General features: G+C 27.0%; 20 protein-coding genes, 1 tRNA gene and 1 pseudogene. 7 read left to right on the top strand and 15 right to left on the bottom strand.

Features of this window, described 5'->3' with window-relative positions; translation table 11 throughout:
- Nucleotides 1-110 precede the first annotated feature (110 nt).
- Nucleotides 111-187: transfer RNA gene (locus AVBRAN12647_RS09045), tRNA-Met, on the bottom strand.
- A 215-nt stretch (nucleotides 188-402) separates the two neighbouring features.
- Between AVBRAN12647_RS09045 and AVBRAN12647_RS09040 the strand changes: the two genes are divergently transcribed.
- Nucleotides 403-717, top strand: a complete 315-nt coding sequence (locus tag AVBRAN12647_RS09040; RefSeq protein ID WP_214118724.1) for an HU family DNA-binding protein — start codon at nucleotides 403-405, stop codon at nucleotides 715-717.
- Between the two features lie 31 nt (nucleotides 718-748).
- Here AVBRAN12647_RS09040 and AVBRAN12647_RS09035 read toward each other — a convergent pair whose 3' ends face one another.
- Genes AVBRAN12647_RS09035 through msrP form a run of 3 tightly spaced genes read right to left on the bottom strand, consistent with a single transcriptional unit; the run spans nucleotide 749 to nucleotide 2755 of the window.
- A complete protein-coding gene (locus AVBRAN12647_RS09035; RefSeq protein ID WP_336615060.1) occupies nucleotides 749-1423 on the bottom strand; it encodes an MqnA/MqnD/SBP family protein in 675 nt (224 codons plus the stop codon).
- Nucleotides 1404-1889: a hypothetical protein gene (locus tag AVBRAN12647_RS09030; protein ID WP_336608984.1), complete on the bottom strand. Its 486-nt coding sequence runs from the start codon at nucleotides 1887-1889 to the stop codon at nucleotides 1404-1406. The genes AVBRAN12647_RS09035 and AVBRAN12647_RS09030 overlap by 20 nt, the downstream gene beginning before the upstream one ends.
- A complete protein-coding gene (gene msrP, locus AVBRAN12647_RS09025) occupies nucleotides 1889-2755 on the bottom strand; it encodes a protein-methionine-sulfoxide reductase catalytic subunit MsrP (RefSeq protein WP_214118719.1) in 867 nt (288 codons plus the stop codon). Before msrP ends, AVBRAN12647_RS09030 begins: the two co-directional genes overlap by 1 nt.
- Nucleotides 2756-2853: 98 nt before the next feature.
- On the opposite strand from msrP, the gene AVBRAN12647_RS09020 reads away from it, so the two are divergent.
- The 4 genes from AVBRAN12647_RS09020 to AVBRAN12647_RS09005 all read left to right on the top strand — a co-directional run bounded on the left by AVBRAN12647_RS09020 (nucleotide 2854) and on the right by AVBRAN12647_RS09005 (nucleotide 6048).
- A complete protein-coding gene (locus AVBRAN12647_RS09020) occupies nucleotides 2854-3771 on the top strand; it encodes a branched-chain-amino-acid transaminase (protein ID WP_214118718.1) in 918 nt (305 codons plus the stop codon).
- Between the two features lie 172 nt (nucleotides 3772-3943).
- Nucleotides 3944-5005, top strand: a complete 1062-nt coding sequence (locus AVBRAN12647_RS09015) for an SPFH domain-containing protein (RefSeq protein ID WP_214118716.1) — start codon at nucleotides 3944-3946, stop codon at nucleotides 5003-5005.
- Nucleotides 5005-5520 carry a DUF2393 family protein gene (locus tag AVBRAN12647_RS09010; RefSeq protein ID WP_336607621.1) on the top strand — a complete coding sequence of 172 codons (516 nt, stop codon included), beginning with the start codon at nucleotides 5005-5007 and terminating at the stop codon, nucleotides 5518-5520. Before AVBRAN12647_RS09015 ends, AVBRAN12647_RS09010 begins: the two co-directional genes overlap by 1 nt.
- Before the next feature lie 9 nt (nucleotides 5521-5529).
- Nucleotides 5530-6048, top strand: coding sequence for a DUF2393 family protein (locus tag AVBRAN12647_RS09005; RefSeq protein WP_214118712.1), 519 nt, complete (start codon nucleotides 5530-5532; stop codon nucleotides 6046-6048).
- A 52-nt stretch (nucleotides 6049-6100) separates the two neighbouring features.
- On the opposite strand, the gene AVBRAN12647_RS09000 is transcribed toward AVBRAN12647_RS09005, so the two are convergent.
- The 9 genes and pseudogenes from AVBRAN12647_RS09000 to AVBRAN12647_RS08960 form a co-directional block, all read right to left on the bottom strand.
- Complete coding sequence (locus AVBRAN12647_RS09000; protein ID WP_336615059.1) at nucleotides 6101-6337, bottom strand: hypothetical protein; 237 nt, start codon at nucleotides 6335-6337, stop codon at nucleotides 6101-6103.
- A gap of 61 nt (nucleotides 6338-6398) precedes the next feature.
- Complete coding sequence (locus AVBRAN12647_RS08995; RefSeq protein WP_214120299.1) at nucleotides 6399-6581, bottom strand: hypothetical protein; 183 nt, start codon at nucleotides 6579-6581, stop codon at nucleotides 6399-6401.
- 173 nt (nucleotides 6582-6754) lie between these two features.
- Nucleotides 6755-7519, bottom strand: a complete 765-nt coding sequence (locus AVBRAN12647_RS08990; protein WP_214120298.1) for a PH domain-containing protein — start codon at nucleotides 7517-7519, stop codon at nucleotides 6755-6757.
- Between the two features lie 700 nt (nucleotides 7520-8219).
- A complete protein-coding gene (locus AVBRAN12647_RS08985; RefSeq protein ID WP_336615058.1) occupies nucleotides 8220-8342 on the bottom strand; it encodes a hypothetical protein in 123 nt (40 codons plus the stop codon).
- Between the two features lie 328 nt (nucleotides 8343-8670).
- Nucleotides 8671-8904, bottom strand: a complete 234-nt coding sequence (locus tag AVBRAN12647_RS08980; RefSeq protein ID WP_214118708.1) for a tautomerase family protein — start codon at nucleotides 8902-8904, stop codon at nucleotides 8671-8673.
- Complete coding sequence (gene aroC, locus AVBRAN12647_RS08975) at nucleotides 8905-10098, bottom strand: chorismate synthase (protein WP_336615057.1); 1194 nt, start codon at nucleotides 10096-10098, stop codon at nucleotides 8905-8907.
- Nucleotides 10091-10759 carry a ribonuclease III gene (gene rnc, locus AVBRAN12647_RS08970; protein WP_336607624.1) on the bottom strand — a complete coding sequence of 223 codons (669 nt, stop codon included), beginning with the start codon at nucleotides 10757-10759 and terminating at the stop codon, nucleotides 10091-10093. The genes aroC and rnc overlap by 8 nt, the downstream gene beginning before the upstream one ends.
- A gap of 66 nt (nucleotides 10760-10825) precedes the next feature.
- Nucleotides 10826-11215 (bottom strand): annotated as a pseudogene (gene rnhA / locus AVBRAN12647_RS08965) (ribonuclease HI); the annotation flags it as partial.
- Nucleotides 11212-11916, bottom strand: coding sequence for a tetratricopeptide repeat protein (locus AVBRAN12647_RS08960; protein WP_336615056.1), 705 nt, complete (start codon nucleotides 11914-11916; stop codon nucleotides 11212-11214). The pseudogene rnhA and the gene AVBRAN12647_RS08960, both read right to left, overlap by 4 nt.
- A 46-nt stretch (nucleotides 11917-11962) precedes the next feature.
- On the opposite strand from AVBRAN12647_RS08960, the gene dnaG reads away from it, so the two are divergent.
- Entirely contained in the window at nucleotides 11963-13690 is a 1728-nt protein-coding gene (gene dnaG / locus AVBRAN12647_RS08955) for a DNA primase (protein ID WP_239803014.1), read from the top strand.
- Nucleotides 13691-14662: an argininosuccinate synthase domain-containing protein gene (locus tag AVBRAN12647_RS08950; protein WP_336615055.1), complete on the top strand. Its 972-nt coding sequence runs from the start codon at nucleotides 13691-13693 to the stop codon at nucleotides 14660-14662.
- A 107-nt stretch (nucleotides 14663-14769) separates the two neighbouring features.
- Here the strand turns inward: AVBRAN12647_RS08950 and AVBRAN12647_RS08945 are convergent, their stop codons facing one another.
- A complete protein-coding gene (locus tag AVBRAN12647_RS08945) occupies nucleotides 14770-15747 on the bottom strand; it encodes a hypothetical protein (RefSeq protein ID WP_336615054.1) in 978 nt (325 codons plus the stop codon).
- Between the two features lie 14 nt (nucleotides 15748-15761).
- A partial coding sequence (locus AVBRAN12647_RS08940) for a hypothetical protein (protein WP_336615053.1) occupies nucleotides 15762-16008 on the bottom strand: 247 nt, incomplete at its 5' end.

Below are 16008 nucleotides of genomic sequence, written 5' to 3'. Positions count from 1 at the left end.
TTTCTTACTCGTTTTAAATTCTTATATTTAAAACGAGTTTTCTAATAAAAATCAAAAAAATATAAAAACTATAAAAAATTAAATTGGAAAAATTATTTGAAGTTATGAAATGGTGCTTAGGGGGAGACTCGAACTCCCGACCTCCGGCTTATGAGACCAGCGCTCTAGCCAGCTGAGCTACCTAAGCGTGAATAAAAAAAGCAAATTATATATATTTTTGCTTAAAATTTTATAAAATTAAAAATATTTCTAATAAATTGCGTATTAAACTTGCCAACTATGCTATTTAAAAACTAATTTTGCTATATTTTTACACAAATACTAATATTTTTTTTGTTTTTTAGCTAAATATTGTTTTTTTATTGTAAAATAGGGCTTTTAATCAATATTAAGGAGTTTTAGATGACTAAAGCAGATTTTATTTCATTAGTTGCTGAAAAAGCAGAAATTACTAAAAAAGATGCTACAACTGCAGTAAATGCTGTATTTGAAGCACTAGCTGAGTCTTTAGAAAAAGGCGAATCAATTCCATTTAATGGTTTTGGAACTTTCTCAACAACTGATAGAGCAGAAAGAACAGCAAGAGTTCCAAGCACAGGTAAAGAAATTAAAGTTCCAGCAACTAAAGTTGTTAAATTCAAAGTTAGCAGCGTGTTAAAAGAAAAAGTTGCTGCAACAGCTTGCAAAACTGGTAAATGTGGTAAGAAAAAGAAATAATTACCCAATTTAGTGGCGTTTTTAAATGCCACTAAATATATATTTTTTTAGTATAAATACTCAACGCTTTTAATTCTTTTTTCCCAATTTTATAATAAATATATTTTAGGTAGTTTTTAATATCATCATTACTAATTTTTCTTGTATTTGAATAATAATCTAAAATATAATTAGGTATTTTTATTCTTTGATTTGCAGTTAGATTTTTTCTTATAAAAGGTTTTAAAATTCTTTTTGCACTATTATGATTTTTAATACTTGAAAACCTTGCAAACATAAAAGGCAATTTAGTTAATTCATACCATTTTTCGCACATATCAATGTATTTTTCTTTATTATTTACATATTCTTTTAGTGCCTTATCTCCAATAATTACTTTACCATTTAATTTTAAAACCTTAGCTAAAGCATTTGAAGTGGCTGATGCTTTATCATTTTGTGCATTTGAGTTCTTTTCAACTAATACACTTAATACCTTTTTGTTAGCGCAAATTCCTATATTTAAATTCTTATATTTTGACCTTTTACTTTCAATACTAGAAATAATTGCGCAATCTAATCTTTTTTCTTTCAATGCTTTATTTAATTTTGCAGGAACATCTTTTTTATACTCTATGCTTTTTTTTACATAGCTTGGTAATTTTGAGCTTTTTAAATAAAAATGCAGTGGTAATAAATTAATATAATCAATCTTTCCGAATATCATTTTTACTCCTAAATAAAAATAAAAATGCCACTAATATAACTAAATAATGCAATGTTTCAGGAATTTTCACACTTAAAGAATAATGAAATGCCGCTAGTAAAAACACAAAATTAGAATAATTTAAATACTTTTTATAAAACATTAAAATCATAAAAATAAATGCAATTAATCCTAAAAGATTTCTTATTGCAATAGTATTTGTAAATAATATTTTTATATTAAATTGATTATCTACTATAACAAAATTTAAAAAATGCAATATTGCAAAAAATCCAGCTAATTTACCAAAAAACTTTATAAAAACTAAGAATTTATTAGGTAAAGCAATACTTAAAAATAAAGATATTAAAGCAAGTTGCCCACTTGCTTTATAAATATCTTTTACATAATCATATCCTAATAAAACAGATGATATAAAATACCCAAAAGACACTAAAACTAAAAGAATTTTAATTACAATAATCATTAAAAATTCTTTCTTAAATCTAAATCTTTATATAAATACCCAACTTCTTCTTCATAACCATTAAATAATTGTGTATCTTCTTTAAAAAAGCTACCTAAAACCCTATGCGATGCTTGAGACCATCTAGGATGTGGGACATTTGGATTAACATTTGCATAAAAGCCGTATTCATTCGGATTGTATTTTTCCCATGAGCTAACAGGTTGTTCTTTAGTAAATTCAATTTTAGCAATTGATTTAATATATTTAAAACCATATTTCCAAGGAACAACTAAGCGAATTGGAGCTCCATTTTGAGCTTTTAATTTTTCTTTATAAAGTCCTGTTGCAAGTAATGTTAGCGGGTGCATTGCTTCATCTAATCTCAATCCTTCTACATAAGGATAATCCAATACTCCATTAAATCTTTGATCAGGAAAAATATCAGGGTCATATAAACTTGTAAATTTAACAAATTTTGCTTCACTTGTTGGCTTTGCAAGATTAATCAATTCTCTTAATTCAAATCCTTGCCAAGGTAAATTCATACTCCAAGCTTCTACGCAGCGTAGTTTATAAACCCTTTCAACAATTTTAAAAGCTGATAAATCAGTTAAGGTCATTGGGTTTTCACACAAACCACCTATCTCAATTGAAATAGCTTTATCATTTAAGCTTGATTTGCTAGCTAATCTTACGCATTCGCTTTTGTTTGTGCTAAACTCATAAAAATTAACATAATTATAAGCATATTCACTATCACTTGGAACTAAATCAAGATTAGTTTTTGCTAATTCTTCAGCTATTGCTTGGCTTGAAACTATAGTTCCTGCACCTAATTTTAAAAAATTTCTTCTATTTAAATAATAATTTTTATCTGTTACCATTTTTTCTCCTTATTAATTTTTAATTCTAGGTAAAAAAAATAAATACTTATTATGAAAAATCTGTTAAACTTCGCAAAATTTAATTTAAAGGAAAAAGTATGGCAATTAAAGCTGATTACATCTGGATGGATGGACAAATTATTAACTTTGCTGATGCAAAAGTTCATTTTTTAACTCACTCATTACATTATGCTAACGCAGTATTTGAAGGAACAAGAGCGTATAAAACAGAAAATGGTATGGCTATTTTTAGATTGCAAGATCACACTAAAAGATTATTAGAAAGTGCAAAAATCACTGCAATTACTCCACCATTTTCGCAAAAAGAATTAGAAGATGCCCAAATTGAGTTATTAAGACGCAATAATTTTAATTCAAATACATATATTCGCCCTTTAATTTTCTTAGGCGATGGTATTATGGGAATTTATCATGCAAAAGCTCCTGTTAGAGTAGGTATTGCAGCTTGGGAATGGGGTGCTTATTTAGGAGAAGATGGACTTAATAAAGGTATTAAAGTATGTTGTTCATCATTAATGAGAAATAGCACAAAAGCAAATTTCAATAAAGCAAAAGCAAGTGCAAACTATCTAAACTCAATGATGGCTAAATATGAAGCTATTAATTCAGGTTTTGAAGAAGCTTTAATGTGTGATGAAGAAGGATTTATAGCAGAAGGCACAGGCGAGTGCTTTTTCATGGTTAAAAATGGCGTATTAATCACTCCACCAAATGATTATGCTCTAAAATCAATCACTCAAGATTCTGTTTTAAAAATTGCAAAAGATTTAGGTATTAGTGTAGAAAGAAGAAGAATTAGTAGAGATGAAGTTTATGTTTGTGATGAAGCATTCTTTACAGGAACAGCAGCTGAAATTACTCCTATTAATTCACTAGATCATAGAGTAATAGGAAATGGGGCTCGTGGAGAAATTACTAAAAAAATCCAAGATGCTTTCTTTGATATAGTATATGGAAGAAATGAAAAATACGCTTCTTGGCTAACTTATATTTAATTTTTAGAGCGAATTATCGCTCTAAACTTTATAATATATAGAATCTAAAATAAGAATTTGATTTTAACTTTTAATTTTATTAACAATAAGACTATCTTTTATAAAATCTTTTTTCTAATTATAAACTTATACAATGTAAAATGCTTTCTTTATCAATTAACAAGGAGTATAAATGCCAGCAGATTTAAATGATTATTTCAATAAAAACAAAAAAAATGACAATAAAAAAACAGATTTTAATATTGATTTTAATTTTAAAGGTTTTGGTAAATTTAACGGAGTAATAATTGCAGCTGTTGTTATATTTTTAATAGTAGTAATAGCTAAGCCATTTGTAGTTGTAAATTCAGGACAAGTAGGTATTAGATCAACTACTGGTAAGTATGATCCGATAGCTCTTCAACCTGGTTTTCACTTTATAATCCCGTATTTTCAAAAAGTTTTAATTGTAGACACTAAAGTAAGACAAATAAATTATGCTAGCGTTGAAGGTGCGAGTGAAAGAACTTATGGTAGAGAAAGCATAATCAATAAAGAATCAATCACGGTTGTTGATGCTAGAAACTTGCCTGTATCAGTAGATATAACAGTGCAATATCGCTTAGATGCAAGCAATGCACCTCAAACTATAGCTCAATGGGGGCTTGATTGGGAAAATAAAATTATAGACCCTGTTATTTTAGAAGTTGTAAGAAGTGTGGTTGGAAAATATACAGCTGAAGAATTACCTATAAAGCGTAATGAAATCGCTGCTTCAATTGAACTTGAATCAAGAAAAAGCATAGACGCTCAAGATAATAAACCTGTATTACTTGAGAGTGTAAAACTTCGTGGGATAATACTACCAACAAATGTTAAAGAGCAAATTGAAAAAGTTCAAATAGCTAAACAAGAAGCAGAAAGAACAAAATATGAAGTTGAGCGTGCAAATCAAGAAGCACTTAAAAAAGCTGCACTTGCAGAAGGTATAGCAAAAGCTGCGATTATTGAAGCACAAGGTAAAGCAGATGCACAAAAAATAGAAGCAGACGCACAAGCTTATGCAAATAGAGAAATCGCAAAAAGTATAAGTAAAGAATTATTAGAATTAAAGCAAATTGAAACCCAAAAAGAATTTAACGAAGCTTTAAAGGTTAATAATGATGCTAAGATTTTCTTAACACCTGGCGGAGCTGTGCCTAATATTTGGCTAGATAATGCAAGCACAAAAAAGACAACCAGCCTTAATAATTAATGCAAAAATTATTAGATACTATTCATTTTTATCTAGCGAATTTCTATGCCCAAGATTTAATTCTTCTTGGGCTTTGTTTTTTATTTTTTATAGTGATTTTAATTCTTGCGATTTTTTTAAGAAAATTGCCAACTTTCTCAATATTTTTAATCATAGTAGGTATTGTTTTAGAATTTGTATTGTTTTTTATTGGAGAAAACTATATAAATGCTACATATCGTCCAGCAGAACTTGAAATAATCAAAAATGATAAATTAATTTTCAGCGATAATATATATTTAGATTTTAAATTACATAACAAATCTCAAAGAGATTTTAAAATATGCAAAATTAAATTCAATATAAAAAAAATCAGCAAAAATAACTTAGAACTAATCAAAAATACCTTAAAACCATTAAAAACAACAGAAATTATTTTAAAAGATATTCCAAAAAATTCATATGAAAAATCTTATTTATTAATACCTAGTAATGTTAAAAAATATACAATTGATACTTTAATTACTTGTTTTTAGGAGATATTTATGTATTTATCGCAATTTCATATCTTTGTAATATTTGCAGCTTTTGTAGTTTATATATTTTCACAATTTTTAATTATTTATTTTTTTAAAGAAAAAAACAAACTTTATACCTTTTCTTTTACACTCATAATTTTTGTATTGATTTTTGGATATTCAACTCTTCTTACCATAGATAGCTTTTTAAAAAGTGTAGAATTAAGAAATCAAAAAGACTATAAATCAGCAAATGAAGTAGTAATTAGTGGTCAAATATATAATAATGGAAAAGTCCCTGTAAAAACCTGTGAATTAAATATTGGAATAATAAACCTTGGTATTAAAAAAGTAGATGGAAGTATATTTGATTTAAGCAAAGGCTTTGACCCATTAAAACTTAATAAAATTCGCAATTTTTACTCTCATGATTTTAAAATAGAAGGGATTATCAATGAAAACGCATCAAAAAGCTTTAAAGTAAGTGTCCCTTATCCAAAACATTTTGAAGATTATAAATTAAGATATATTTTAAATTGCAAGTAAATATTTCAAATTCTAGATAAATCTTAGAATTTGAAATAATATTAAAAATATTCTAAAATATATATGTAAAATCACCTTTGTTTGTAAATATTGTAATTTCTAAAATTTCAGAACATTTGCTTATAGAAAATTTTGCAGTTTTACCGAATTTCATAGGTAACTTATAATCATAATAGTAGTTTCCTTGAGCTTGTTCCTTAGCTTTTTTACAAGATCTAATATATTTTTGATTTCCTTTTTCTAGTATATTAAACCAAATATTATAAAAATATTTATAATCTCCACTCAACTCCAGCCATTTTATTAATGCCTTACAATCACCTAGATAAGCACAAAATTAGGGTAAATATCTAATAATTTTTATAATATGTTTTAGCCAGAATTTCTACTGATATAACATTATTACCAATATATGAGCCGTAATTCATATTTTGAACCTCACAAGCACCACGATTTGCTGTAATTTTTGTAATTTCTATATCATCTTTAGCTGTCATAATTAAATATCTTGTTGTTTCGTAATGTTTAGTCAAAAAATTTTCTTCAGTCTTATCTTAAATGCTAACCTTGAATATATATTGATTAATTTTATTGACTTCAATGATCTTATTATTTATTTCATTATTAGCATTATTTTCTTTCGCTTTATTATCAGAACAAGCAATAATAAATAATGCTGTAACATAATATAAACTAACAATTATTTTTAATATTCATCTAGCGCTTCATCGTATATTTTTTGCTCATCATTATTTATACCATTTTGAGCTTTTAAAATTTCATCACGTAATGCAGTAGGACTTGACATAAAGGGCAAGCAAAAACCACCTATTCCGTAACCATGAAAGGCTAAAGCGCCACATCTAAAAATACTTCCAATAACACTTTGTTTTACGTCAATAGTTGCAATTCTTTTAAGATCTGTAATGGTTGAATCTTGAAAAATAATGCCTGTTTTTATTAACATTCTTTTATTTGTTATGATTATTAAAGATGATTTTACTTTACATAACCAATACAACATAGATAGAACAACAATTAATGTTGCACAAAGCATACCTAACAATAAGTGAGTTTGAGATAAAGTTATGTTTTTAAATACAGCAAATGTTAAGGTTATAGCAATACCTGTAACCATACTGCTTCCTAATACTCTAGTTATTATGTCAAATTGACTATTGCAACGGCTTATATATTTAAATACTTGTATCCATAAAGGAATTAAGAAAATATTTAATTCAATACATAATAAAATTTTTATCAATTCTAAGTCTATATCTGTTTTAATACCATAAAAACCATAAACCATCCACATAGCAAAAACTAAAAACAATAAACATAAGCGTGTAAACCAAGATATCCAAGCACTATCAACTTCTTTATATTTTCTAGAATAGACATAACAGTCAAAAAAAGCTTTAAAACTTCCACGTTTTTTATAGATGATTTTTTCATCAGGTAAAATTTTCATTAAAACTCCTTAAATAAAATTAAGGCAGTATTTTACCCCCCCCCCTATCTTAAACAAGACTTAAAATAAATATATTTTAACAAATTTATTTCTATCCTATAATCAAATACAAATTTCTTAGAATTTATAAATATTATTTTTATATTTTTTATACTTGTAACAAATTATATCAATGCTAATATGTTGATTAAATATATAATGATAGTTCAATAATTATTGTTAAGTAATATAATTAAAAGAAATTTTATGAGTTTTAATGACAAAATATGATATTTCGGCAAGAATTTGATTAAAAATTTTAGTTTTTAAAATCCTAATTAAAATTCTTATAATTTTATAAATTATATCTATATTTGCAGCCAAAAAAATCAAAACAAGGCTCTTCATCAATAGCTCTATTGGTATTGCCACAATTGTCTATTTCTATGCTAGATTTTAATTGATGAGTTATGTTAGCACTATCTGTTCTGGTATATAAAAACTCTAAATATCCATTATTTATCTTAAATCCTTCATTAAAAAATACAATATCAAAACTATAAGGAGTAGATAAAAATAATGGTTTTTTTAATAGTTTTGGTAAGTTTGCTAAATAGTTTTTAGTGTTTATTTTGTGTTGTTGTAATTTTTCTAAATCAAATAATTTTAAATCATTAAATTCCTTAACCTCATCAAGGATATAAAAATAAATCCTGTCTTTTTAATACTTATTAGCTATATTTTTATAATAAACTATAGTTTTATCTAAAAAATCATTAGTAGCTATTCTTAAAAGCTCGTCTTTACTTAAAATCTTATTTTCTTTTACACAATATCCTTGCAAGTCTTTTTCATAATTGCTTTTAAAACATAACTAAAATTATTAAAACTAGAATAATCAACCACAGGTCTAATAAAAAGCATTTCAAAACTAATAATTATTAGGCTAATGATTAAAAAAGTTTTGAATTTTAGTTTTTTATTTTTTTTGATAAATAATAAAAATAAGATTGTAAAAATCGCTAAAGATATTAAAGGAAAAGTAGCATAAAGAATTTTAAAGGCTTTCCATATAAAATAAAAAACCCATAAATTACTGAAAGAAAAATTACAATAGCAAATAATATAATTAATAAAATTTCCATAATTACTCCCTTAAATTAGGGAGCTTTTTATCTATCATCGTCAAGTTTAAAATTATTAACAAAATCAGCATTATTAATAGTTTCAACACTTCTTCCGCCAAAACCTATATGAGATTGCGGAATTTCTTCTAGCATTACCACTATTCTCTCACGCTTTTTGCCTAATTTTGTTTCAAAATAATTTGTTAAATCACTTATTATTTCTTCGCATTTTTCTTTATTTGGCATTGGTGCTGCTAATTTTACATTAATTATTGGCATTTATTCTCCTTTGTAGATTTTTTTAAGATTGCTTATTTTAGCAGATGAATTTAACATTAAAAAATCAGCTATTATAAAACTTAGCATAGCTTTTAAGACAACAGCTCCACGAACACCTACGCAAGGATCGTGCCTTCCATAAATTGCATCTTTTATTAGGCTAAAGTCTTTATTTAACATAGTTTGTTCTTTAAAAATTGATGGAGTTGGCTTAAAATGAGCTTTAATATAAATACTCTCTCCTGTGCTAATCCCACCGATAATTCCACCACTAAAATTATGTCTAGTATGTAAAAATAAAGGCTTATTAATATTAGTTTTTGCTACTTTAAATGACTTAAAATTAGGGCTTTGTTTTAAAATAGAGCTATTTTGATTTTGCATTAATTCATCATTGCTAACGCCTAAAATCTCATCATTTGCAAAAGAGCCATTCATTGAGCTAAGCTTTCTTCCTGCTCCAATTTCAACACATTTTACAGCATTTAATCCCATAAACGCACTAGCAATTCTAGCATCTAATTTATCATAAAGCCCATCTCCAAGCCCTGCCATTACGCCAAATGCTGCTATACTAACACTTGCACCTACACTATCATTGTTATTCTTTGCCTTTGTGATTTCATCTTTAAATAATTCTTTAAATAAATCATCACCTAAAGCATTAAAATCTTTTTCTAAAGCCCTTTTATACTCTTCTTCACTGAATTTAAACTCATCTAAACTAACACCACCTACCCCACAAATACTAGCATAAGTTCTAATGTTAAATTCTTTTAATATTAAATCAGCAAAAGCACCTGCAATAACCCTTGCTACGCTTTCTCTAGCACTACTTCTACCACCGCCACGATAATCAAAATGCTCGTATTTTGCATAATATGTAAAATCGGCGTGTGCAGGGCGTAAATGCTCTTTATAATCTTTACTTCTTGTATTATTATTTTCTACTAGCACACAAATTGGAGCACCTGTGCTAATATCATTAAATACTCCACTAATAATATTAACTTCATCAGCTTCTTTTCTAGGAGTGCTAAACGCTCCACCACCTTGTCTTAATTTAAGCAAGGAATTTATATAATCAGTATCAATTCTAACCCCTGCAGGATAGTTATCAATAACCACTCCAATTGCTTTTCCGTGACTTTCTCCAAAAGTGCTAAATTTTAAAAATGTTCCAAAACTATTCATCTTCTAACTTCTCTAACGCTAATTTAGCAGCACTTTGCTCTGCTTCTTTTTTGCTATTGCCCATTGCTTTTGTAAATAATTCATCATTTAAAAAAAGCCCTATTTCAAATTCTTTTTTATGATCAGGCCCTTTTGTGTGTAAAATCCTATATTCAGGGGTTTGAGCCATTATTGCTTGGGTTTTTTCTTGTAATTTTGTTTTATAGTCTTTAATTAATTCTATATCAATCTTAGGAAAAACTTCATTTAATATCTTAGAGCCAACAGCACAAGCAATCTCATATCCACTTTCTAAATAAATTGCACCTATTATTGCTTCGTAAGCATCTGATAATAAGCTTGGTTTTTTTCTTCCGCCGTTATTTTCTTCAGATACTGATAATTGCAAAAACTCTCCAATTTCAAGATAACTAGCAATTTTTGCAAAAGACTTTTCATTCACTAAAGCTGCTCTTAATTTGCTTAAATCCCCTTCACTATAACGAGAAAAATCCTTGTATAAAATATTTGCTACTATCAAATCAAGCACAGCATCGCCTAAAAACTCAAGCCTTTCATTATGAGTTTTGCTAAAACTTTTATGAGTTAAAGCCTGATTTAATAGGGTTTCGTTTTTAAATTTATATCCTAGTTTTTCTTCAATTTTATGATATTTTGAAATTCTTTTTTCTAGCACTACATTAGCATTTATAGTGTTATTTTCATACTCAAGTGCCATACTTCTAGCTAGTTCATCACACATTTCATTGTATTTATCGCCATTATGAGCTTTAACCCAAATTGCATTAATATCGTGGATTTTGCTAACTTCTAAATAACTCTTCCATAATTCAACATTTTTTTTGCCTTTAAAATCAGTCTTAACCCAACCACTAAGCCATTCATTAATACCCTTAACTACATATTGACTATCGCTATATAAATCAATCTTGCAAGGTTCTTTTAAGCTTTTTAAAGCGTTAATACAGGCACTTAATTCCATAATATTATTGGTTGTAAGCTTATCTCCACCACTATCTTTAATGATTAAATCATTATCTATAATAATCCAAGCCCAACCCCCTGCTCCAGGATTTTTAAGGCAACTCCCATCAGTATAAATCGTTAATTTTTTCATATCCTTATCCTTAAATTAGCTTGCATTGTATCACACTTAAAACACTGCGAACAAAACGGAGTGTAAAAAATAGATTGTGAAGAGCAATTTTTACATAAATAAAATTGACTGATATTATTTGGATTTATTGTTTCATTATCAATTTTAATTTCTTTAAAACTTTTAGTATTAAAGCTTTTATAATTATTTATAAATTCTAAATCTTTTTCATAATCCCCTAAAACGCACAAACATTTATAAACTTCTTTGCATTCATTGATTTCGTTTAATTTAAAATGAATATATCCAAGACATAGTAGTGCTAATTCATCTCTAGCACGAGATTTTAAAATCTTTAATAAATTTTGTTTAGCGTCGTTTAATAATCCAAGCCTTAAATCACAAACAGATAATAAGTATAATAAATCTTTATCATTTGCAAATTCATTTAATAAATTAATCAAAACATATTTACACTCTAAAAACATTGAAGCTTTAAAAAATCCATTAGCTAAATTAAGCCTTTCATCAAAACTTAAACTACTTAAATACTTAGGCTCAATTGCATTAAAATTAGCAAGATATTTTTTGATATTTTTATTAGTTTGATTTTCTTTTAAACTTGCAAAAATTATTTGAGCTAAAGCAATAATTAAAACAAGGCTAATTAAAACTAAAATTCCAAAAATAGGATTTCTATAATAGCTAAGTATTAAATCCACTAATATCCTTTAAATAAAATTAATTAATTATACATATAATACTTTTATGATTACAAACGAGAGCATTCAAAGATTAAAAGATAGCATTAACATTGTTGATTTGATTTCAAACTACATTCCCGTGCATAAAAATGGTGCGAATTATATGTGCGTATGTCCGTTTCACGCTGATAAAAATCCTAGTATGGCTGTTCGTGAAAATGAAGGATATTTTCACTGCTTTGGGTGTGGGGCGAATGGTGATGCTATTAGCTTTATGCAAAAATATCATAATTTAGAATTTATAGAAGCAGTAAAAGAATTAGCAAATATTTATGGCTTTATTTTAGAAGATGATAAAAAAACAAAAATTATTCAAAACAACGACGCTTGTAAAATACTCAACGAATATTATATAAGTGAATTAAATATCCGTGGGAATTTGATTGCCTATCTTGAAAAGCGAAAAATCACAAGGGATTTAAGAATTAAGTTTAATCTTGGCTATGCACCAAGTGCAAATGATACTTTAAGGATTTTGCAAAAATCAAATATAGCTTTAGAACAAGCATTAATAGAAGGGGTAGTTAAAAAAAACGATAATGGAATTTATCCATCTTTTATAGAAAGAATTACCTTTCCAATCTACGATAATACAGGTTATTTAGTAGGTTTTGGAGGACGCACATTAAATCCACAAAATCCTGCAAAATATGTAAATTCTCCCGCTTCAAAACTATTTGATAAAAGTAGTATATTTTACGCTTATCATCTAGCAAAAAATGATATTAATAAACACAAAAGAATGATAATTTGCGAAGGCTATATGGATACAATAAGTCTTCATAAAGCAGGACTTACATATTCAGTAGCAGTGCTAGGAACTGCACTAACAGAGCAGCATTTAAAATTAATTAAAAAAGATTGTTTTGTATCTTTATGCTTTGATAAAGATGCAGCGGGAAATGCAGCTGCTTTTAAAGCGGGAGTTTTATTGAGTAAATTTGGCTACAACGCCGAAGTAATAAGGCTAAAAACATATAAAGACCCAGGCGAATACATTGAAAATAATGAAGAATTAAAGCTAAAAACCGAACTAAATAATACTATTAATATAATTAGTTTTTGTATTGAATATATATTTAAAAAAGAATTGAATTTAGATTATATAGACAAATTAAGCATAAGCAAAATTGAGCCATTTTTAATCAAACAAGCATATTCAGCCGTGCTAAATTACACCAATACTATTGATAAATTTTTAGCCAATACTCATCTTAAAATATTTTGCGAAAATTATGGGCTTGATTTTGATTTATTAAACGGAATAAAAGCAAAAGTAATAGATAAAAAACCACAAGCTAAACAAACTCAAAGCAATTCTTTAGAAGATGCGATAATTTATTTTCTAGCTATTTCAAAAGCTAATTTTAATATTCTTATTTTAAGAGAATATTTTCATAATAATTTAATTGATGATGTATTAAATAAAAACTACGCAAATGCTAATATGCTAGAGTTTTTAAACAATATTCACCCTACTAAAAAAGTAGATAATATCTTAGTATTTTTTAATAATTTAGCCAATTATTACGCAAGTTGTAATATCCTAAACGCCTTGCTTTTTAAAAATTACGCTAAAGAATTAATAAAAAATCATAAATTAATTCATAGTAATGATGGTTTAAAAAAGGCTTATCATTGCCTAGTAGAACTAATAGCAAATCATAATAAGCAATTAAGCGATGATGAAAGAGCAAGGCTTAAAGATAATATAAGAAAATTAGGAGAATAAATGAAAGCATTAGCTTTATTTAGTGGTGGTCTTGATAGTATGTTATCAATCACTACCATTGCAAAGCAAGGAATAGAAGTTGAAGCTATTCACATTGATACAGGGTTTGGCGGAAAGAATTTCGCCCTTTTAGAGCGTCGTGCAAATATGGCTGGAGCTAGTTTTAGGGTTGTTGATATTAGTAGTAAATACTTGCAAGATGTATTGTTACATCCAAAATATGGCTATGGCAAGGCTATTAATCCTTGCATTGATTGTCATGGGTATATGTTTAAAACTGCTCTTAGTATGTGTGATGATTTAGGTGCTTCTTTTGTAATTAGTGGAGAAGTGCTAGGTCAGCGTCCAATGAGCCAAAGAGCACAAGCATTAAATAGTGTTGCAAAACTTAGCGAAGATTTAAATAATATCATTTTACGCCCACTTAGTGCAAAATTACTAGCACCTACTATGCCTGAACTTAAAGGCTGGGTTGATAGAGAAAAATTATTTGATTTTAGTGGTAGGGGTAGAACTAGACAAATGGAACTTGCAAAAGTTTATGGTTATAGTGATTATGAAAGCCCTGCTGGTGGGTGTTTGCTAACCTTACAAGCATATAAAAACAAAATCCAAGATTATCTAAAATACAAAACGCTAGATAGTAAAAACGCTGAATTGTTAAGATATGGAAGACATTTAAGACTGCCAAATGGTGCTAAAATGATAATTTCAAGAAATGAAGAAGAAGGTCTAAAAATCTTAAAATTATTAGATAATGAAGAGATAAAAATGAGCGAAATTAGAACCGATTTAATAGGTGCTATTTCTTTACTTGACAATGACGCTAGTTTAGAAGATATTAAACTTGCTTGTTCTTTAGCACTTGCATATGCAAAAAATCCTACTAATAAAGATTGTGAATTTATGCAAAATAATTATTTTGCTAATGCACTTAGCAAAGATGATGCTCAAAAATACTTTATAGTTTGATGAAATTCTTATTTGAAATTCTAGAATTTAAAATAAGAATTTCAAATTCTAAGATTTTATATAAGTATCAAAATAACTTAATTTTAAGCATAAATAAAATCATAAAACTAGACTTTTATATCTAAGATTTTGTTATTTACTAAATCTTCTACCACACTAATACTTAAGTCAATTTCTACACTATTTGCAATCGCATTTGCACTTTTGCCTAATTTTTCTAAGATTTTATTATCATCACTTGTAAGTGAATTTAAACCTTGTTGTTTGATTTTTTGAGTTATTTGCATAAGTTTTGCTAAAAGCTCGGCTTGTTCTAATTCTTTTTCTTTTTGCTTGTTTTTGATTTCTTCGGTACTTTGACCTTCTTTTGCAAAATAAGCAATTGACCTTTGAAATTCATTTTGATAGCGTTTTATATCTGTATTTTTCTCTTTTAATTCACTTTTATAATCTTGTTCTTCGCTAATATTTTCAAAATTAATCTCAGCAAAACTCAAAACCCCATCAAAATCCCTATCACTAGATATTACACTATCTAAATACTCACTAATACTTGTGCCAATTTCTAAAGTTAATTTATCATATGTTTTAGTATTTATAAATCTTTCATCACTTAATTTATTTACTACATAAATATATCCATTAAACTCACCATAAACCCCAACTTCAAGCCTTGCATTACTTAATTCATCATTATTTATCCTACCATCTTGATTACTATCAGCTTTTGCAAGTCCTAAATCATAAGCAATTGTTTTAAACCAGCTTGAGACAAAATTAGCAGCATTACCATTTAAAATAAGCTTATCATCACTTAAGATAAAATCAGTTTTATCAAAATGAGCCATTAATTTTTCAATAGTATTTTGACTAAGATTAACTCCTTGAGTATTATTATCAAAACTAAAAACAACATTTATATTGTCTTTATCACTTGTTTTTAAAGCATAATTTTGATTTGTTATATCATCTTTTATAGCATTAATTTGCTCTTGATTTAAATTGTGAAAATTACTCAAATTCGCCTTATGATAGCTAGTATCAAATACTTTTGAAATATCAACATCAAAACCACTAATTCTCATAAAATCTCCTAATATCAAACCTTAATATCAATTAATCTTGTATCGCTTAAATCTTTTTTAAATTCTTTCGTAAAATCTATAAAATCTCCTAGCTTATCATTTGTAATTAATTCTTTTAATTTATCTTCGCTTATTTTTAATTCATTACTTATGTTTTGGATATTAAATTTTTGTAATATTTCTTTTTCGTTATTATCTAAAGATTGTGATTTTTTAAGTTTTGCAATTATATTATTAAGTTTAATTTGTTCTTCTGTTTCT

Origin of the sequence: Campylobacter sp. RM12647 (assembly GCF_020138135.1) — a bacterium.
GTDB lineage: Bacteria > Campylobacterota > Campylobacteria > Campylobacterales > Campylobacteraceae > Campylobacter_E.
The sequence above is the reverse complement of the archived record's forward strand: the minus strand, read 5'-3'. Positions and strand labels throughout refer to the sequence as shown.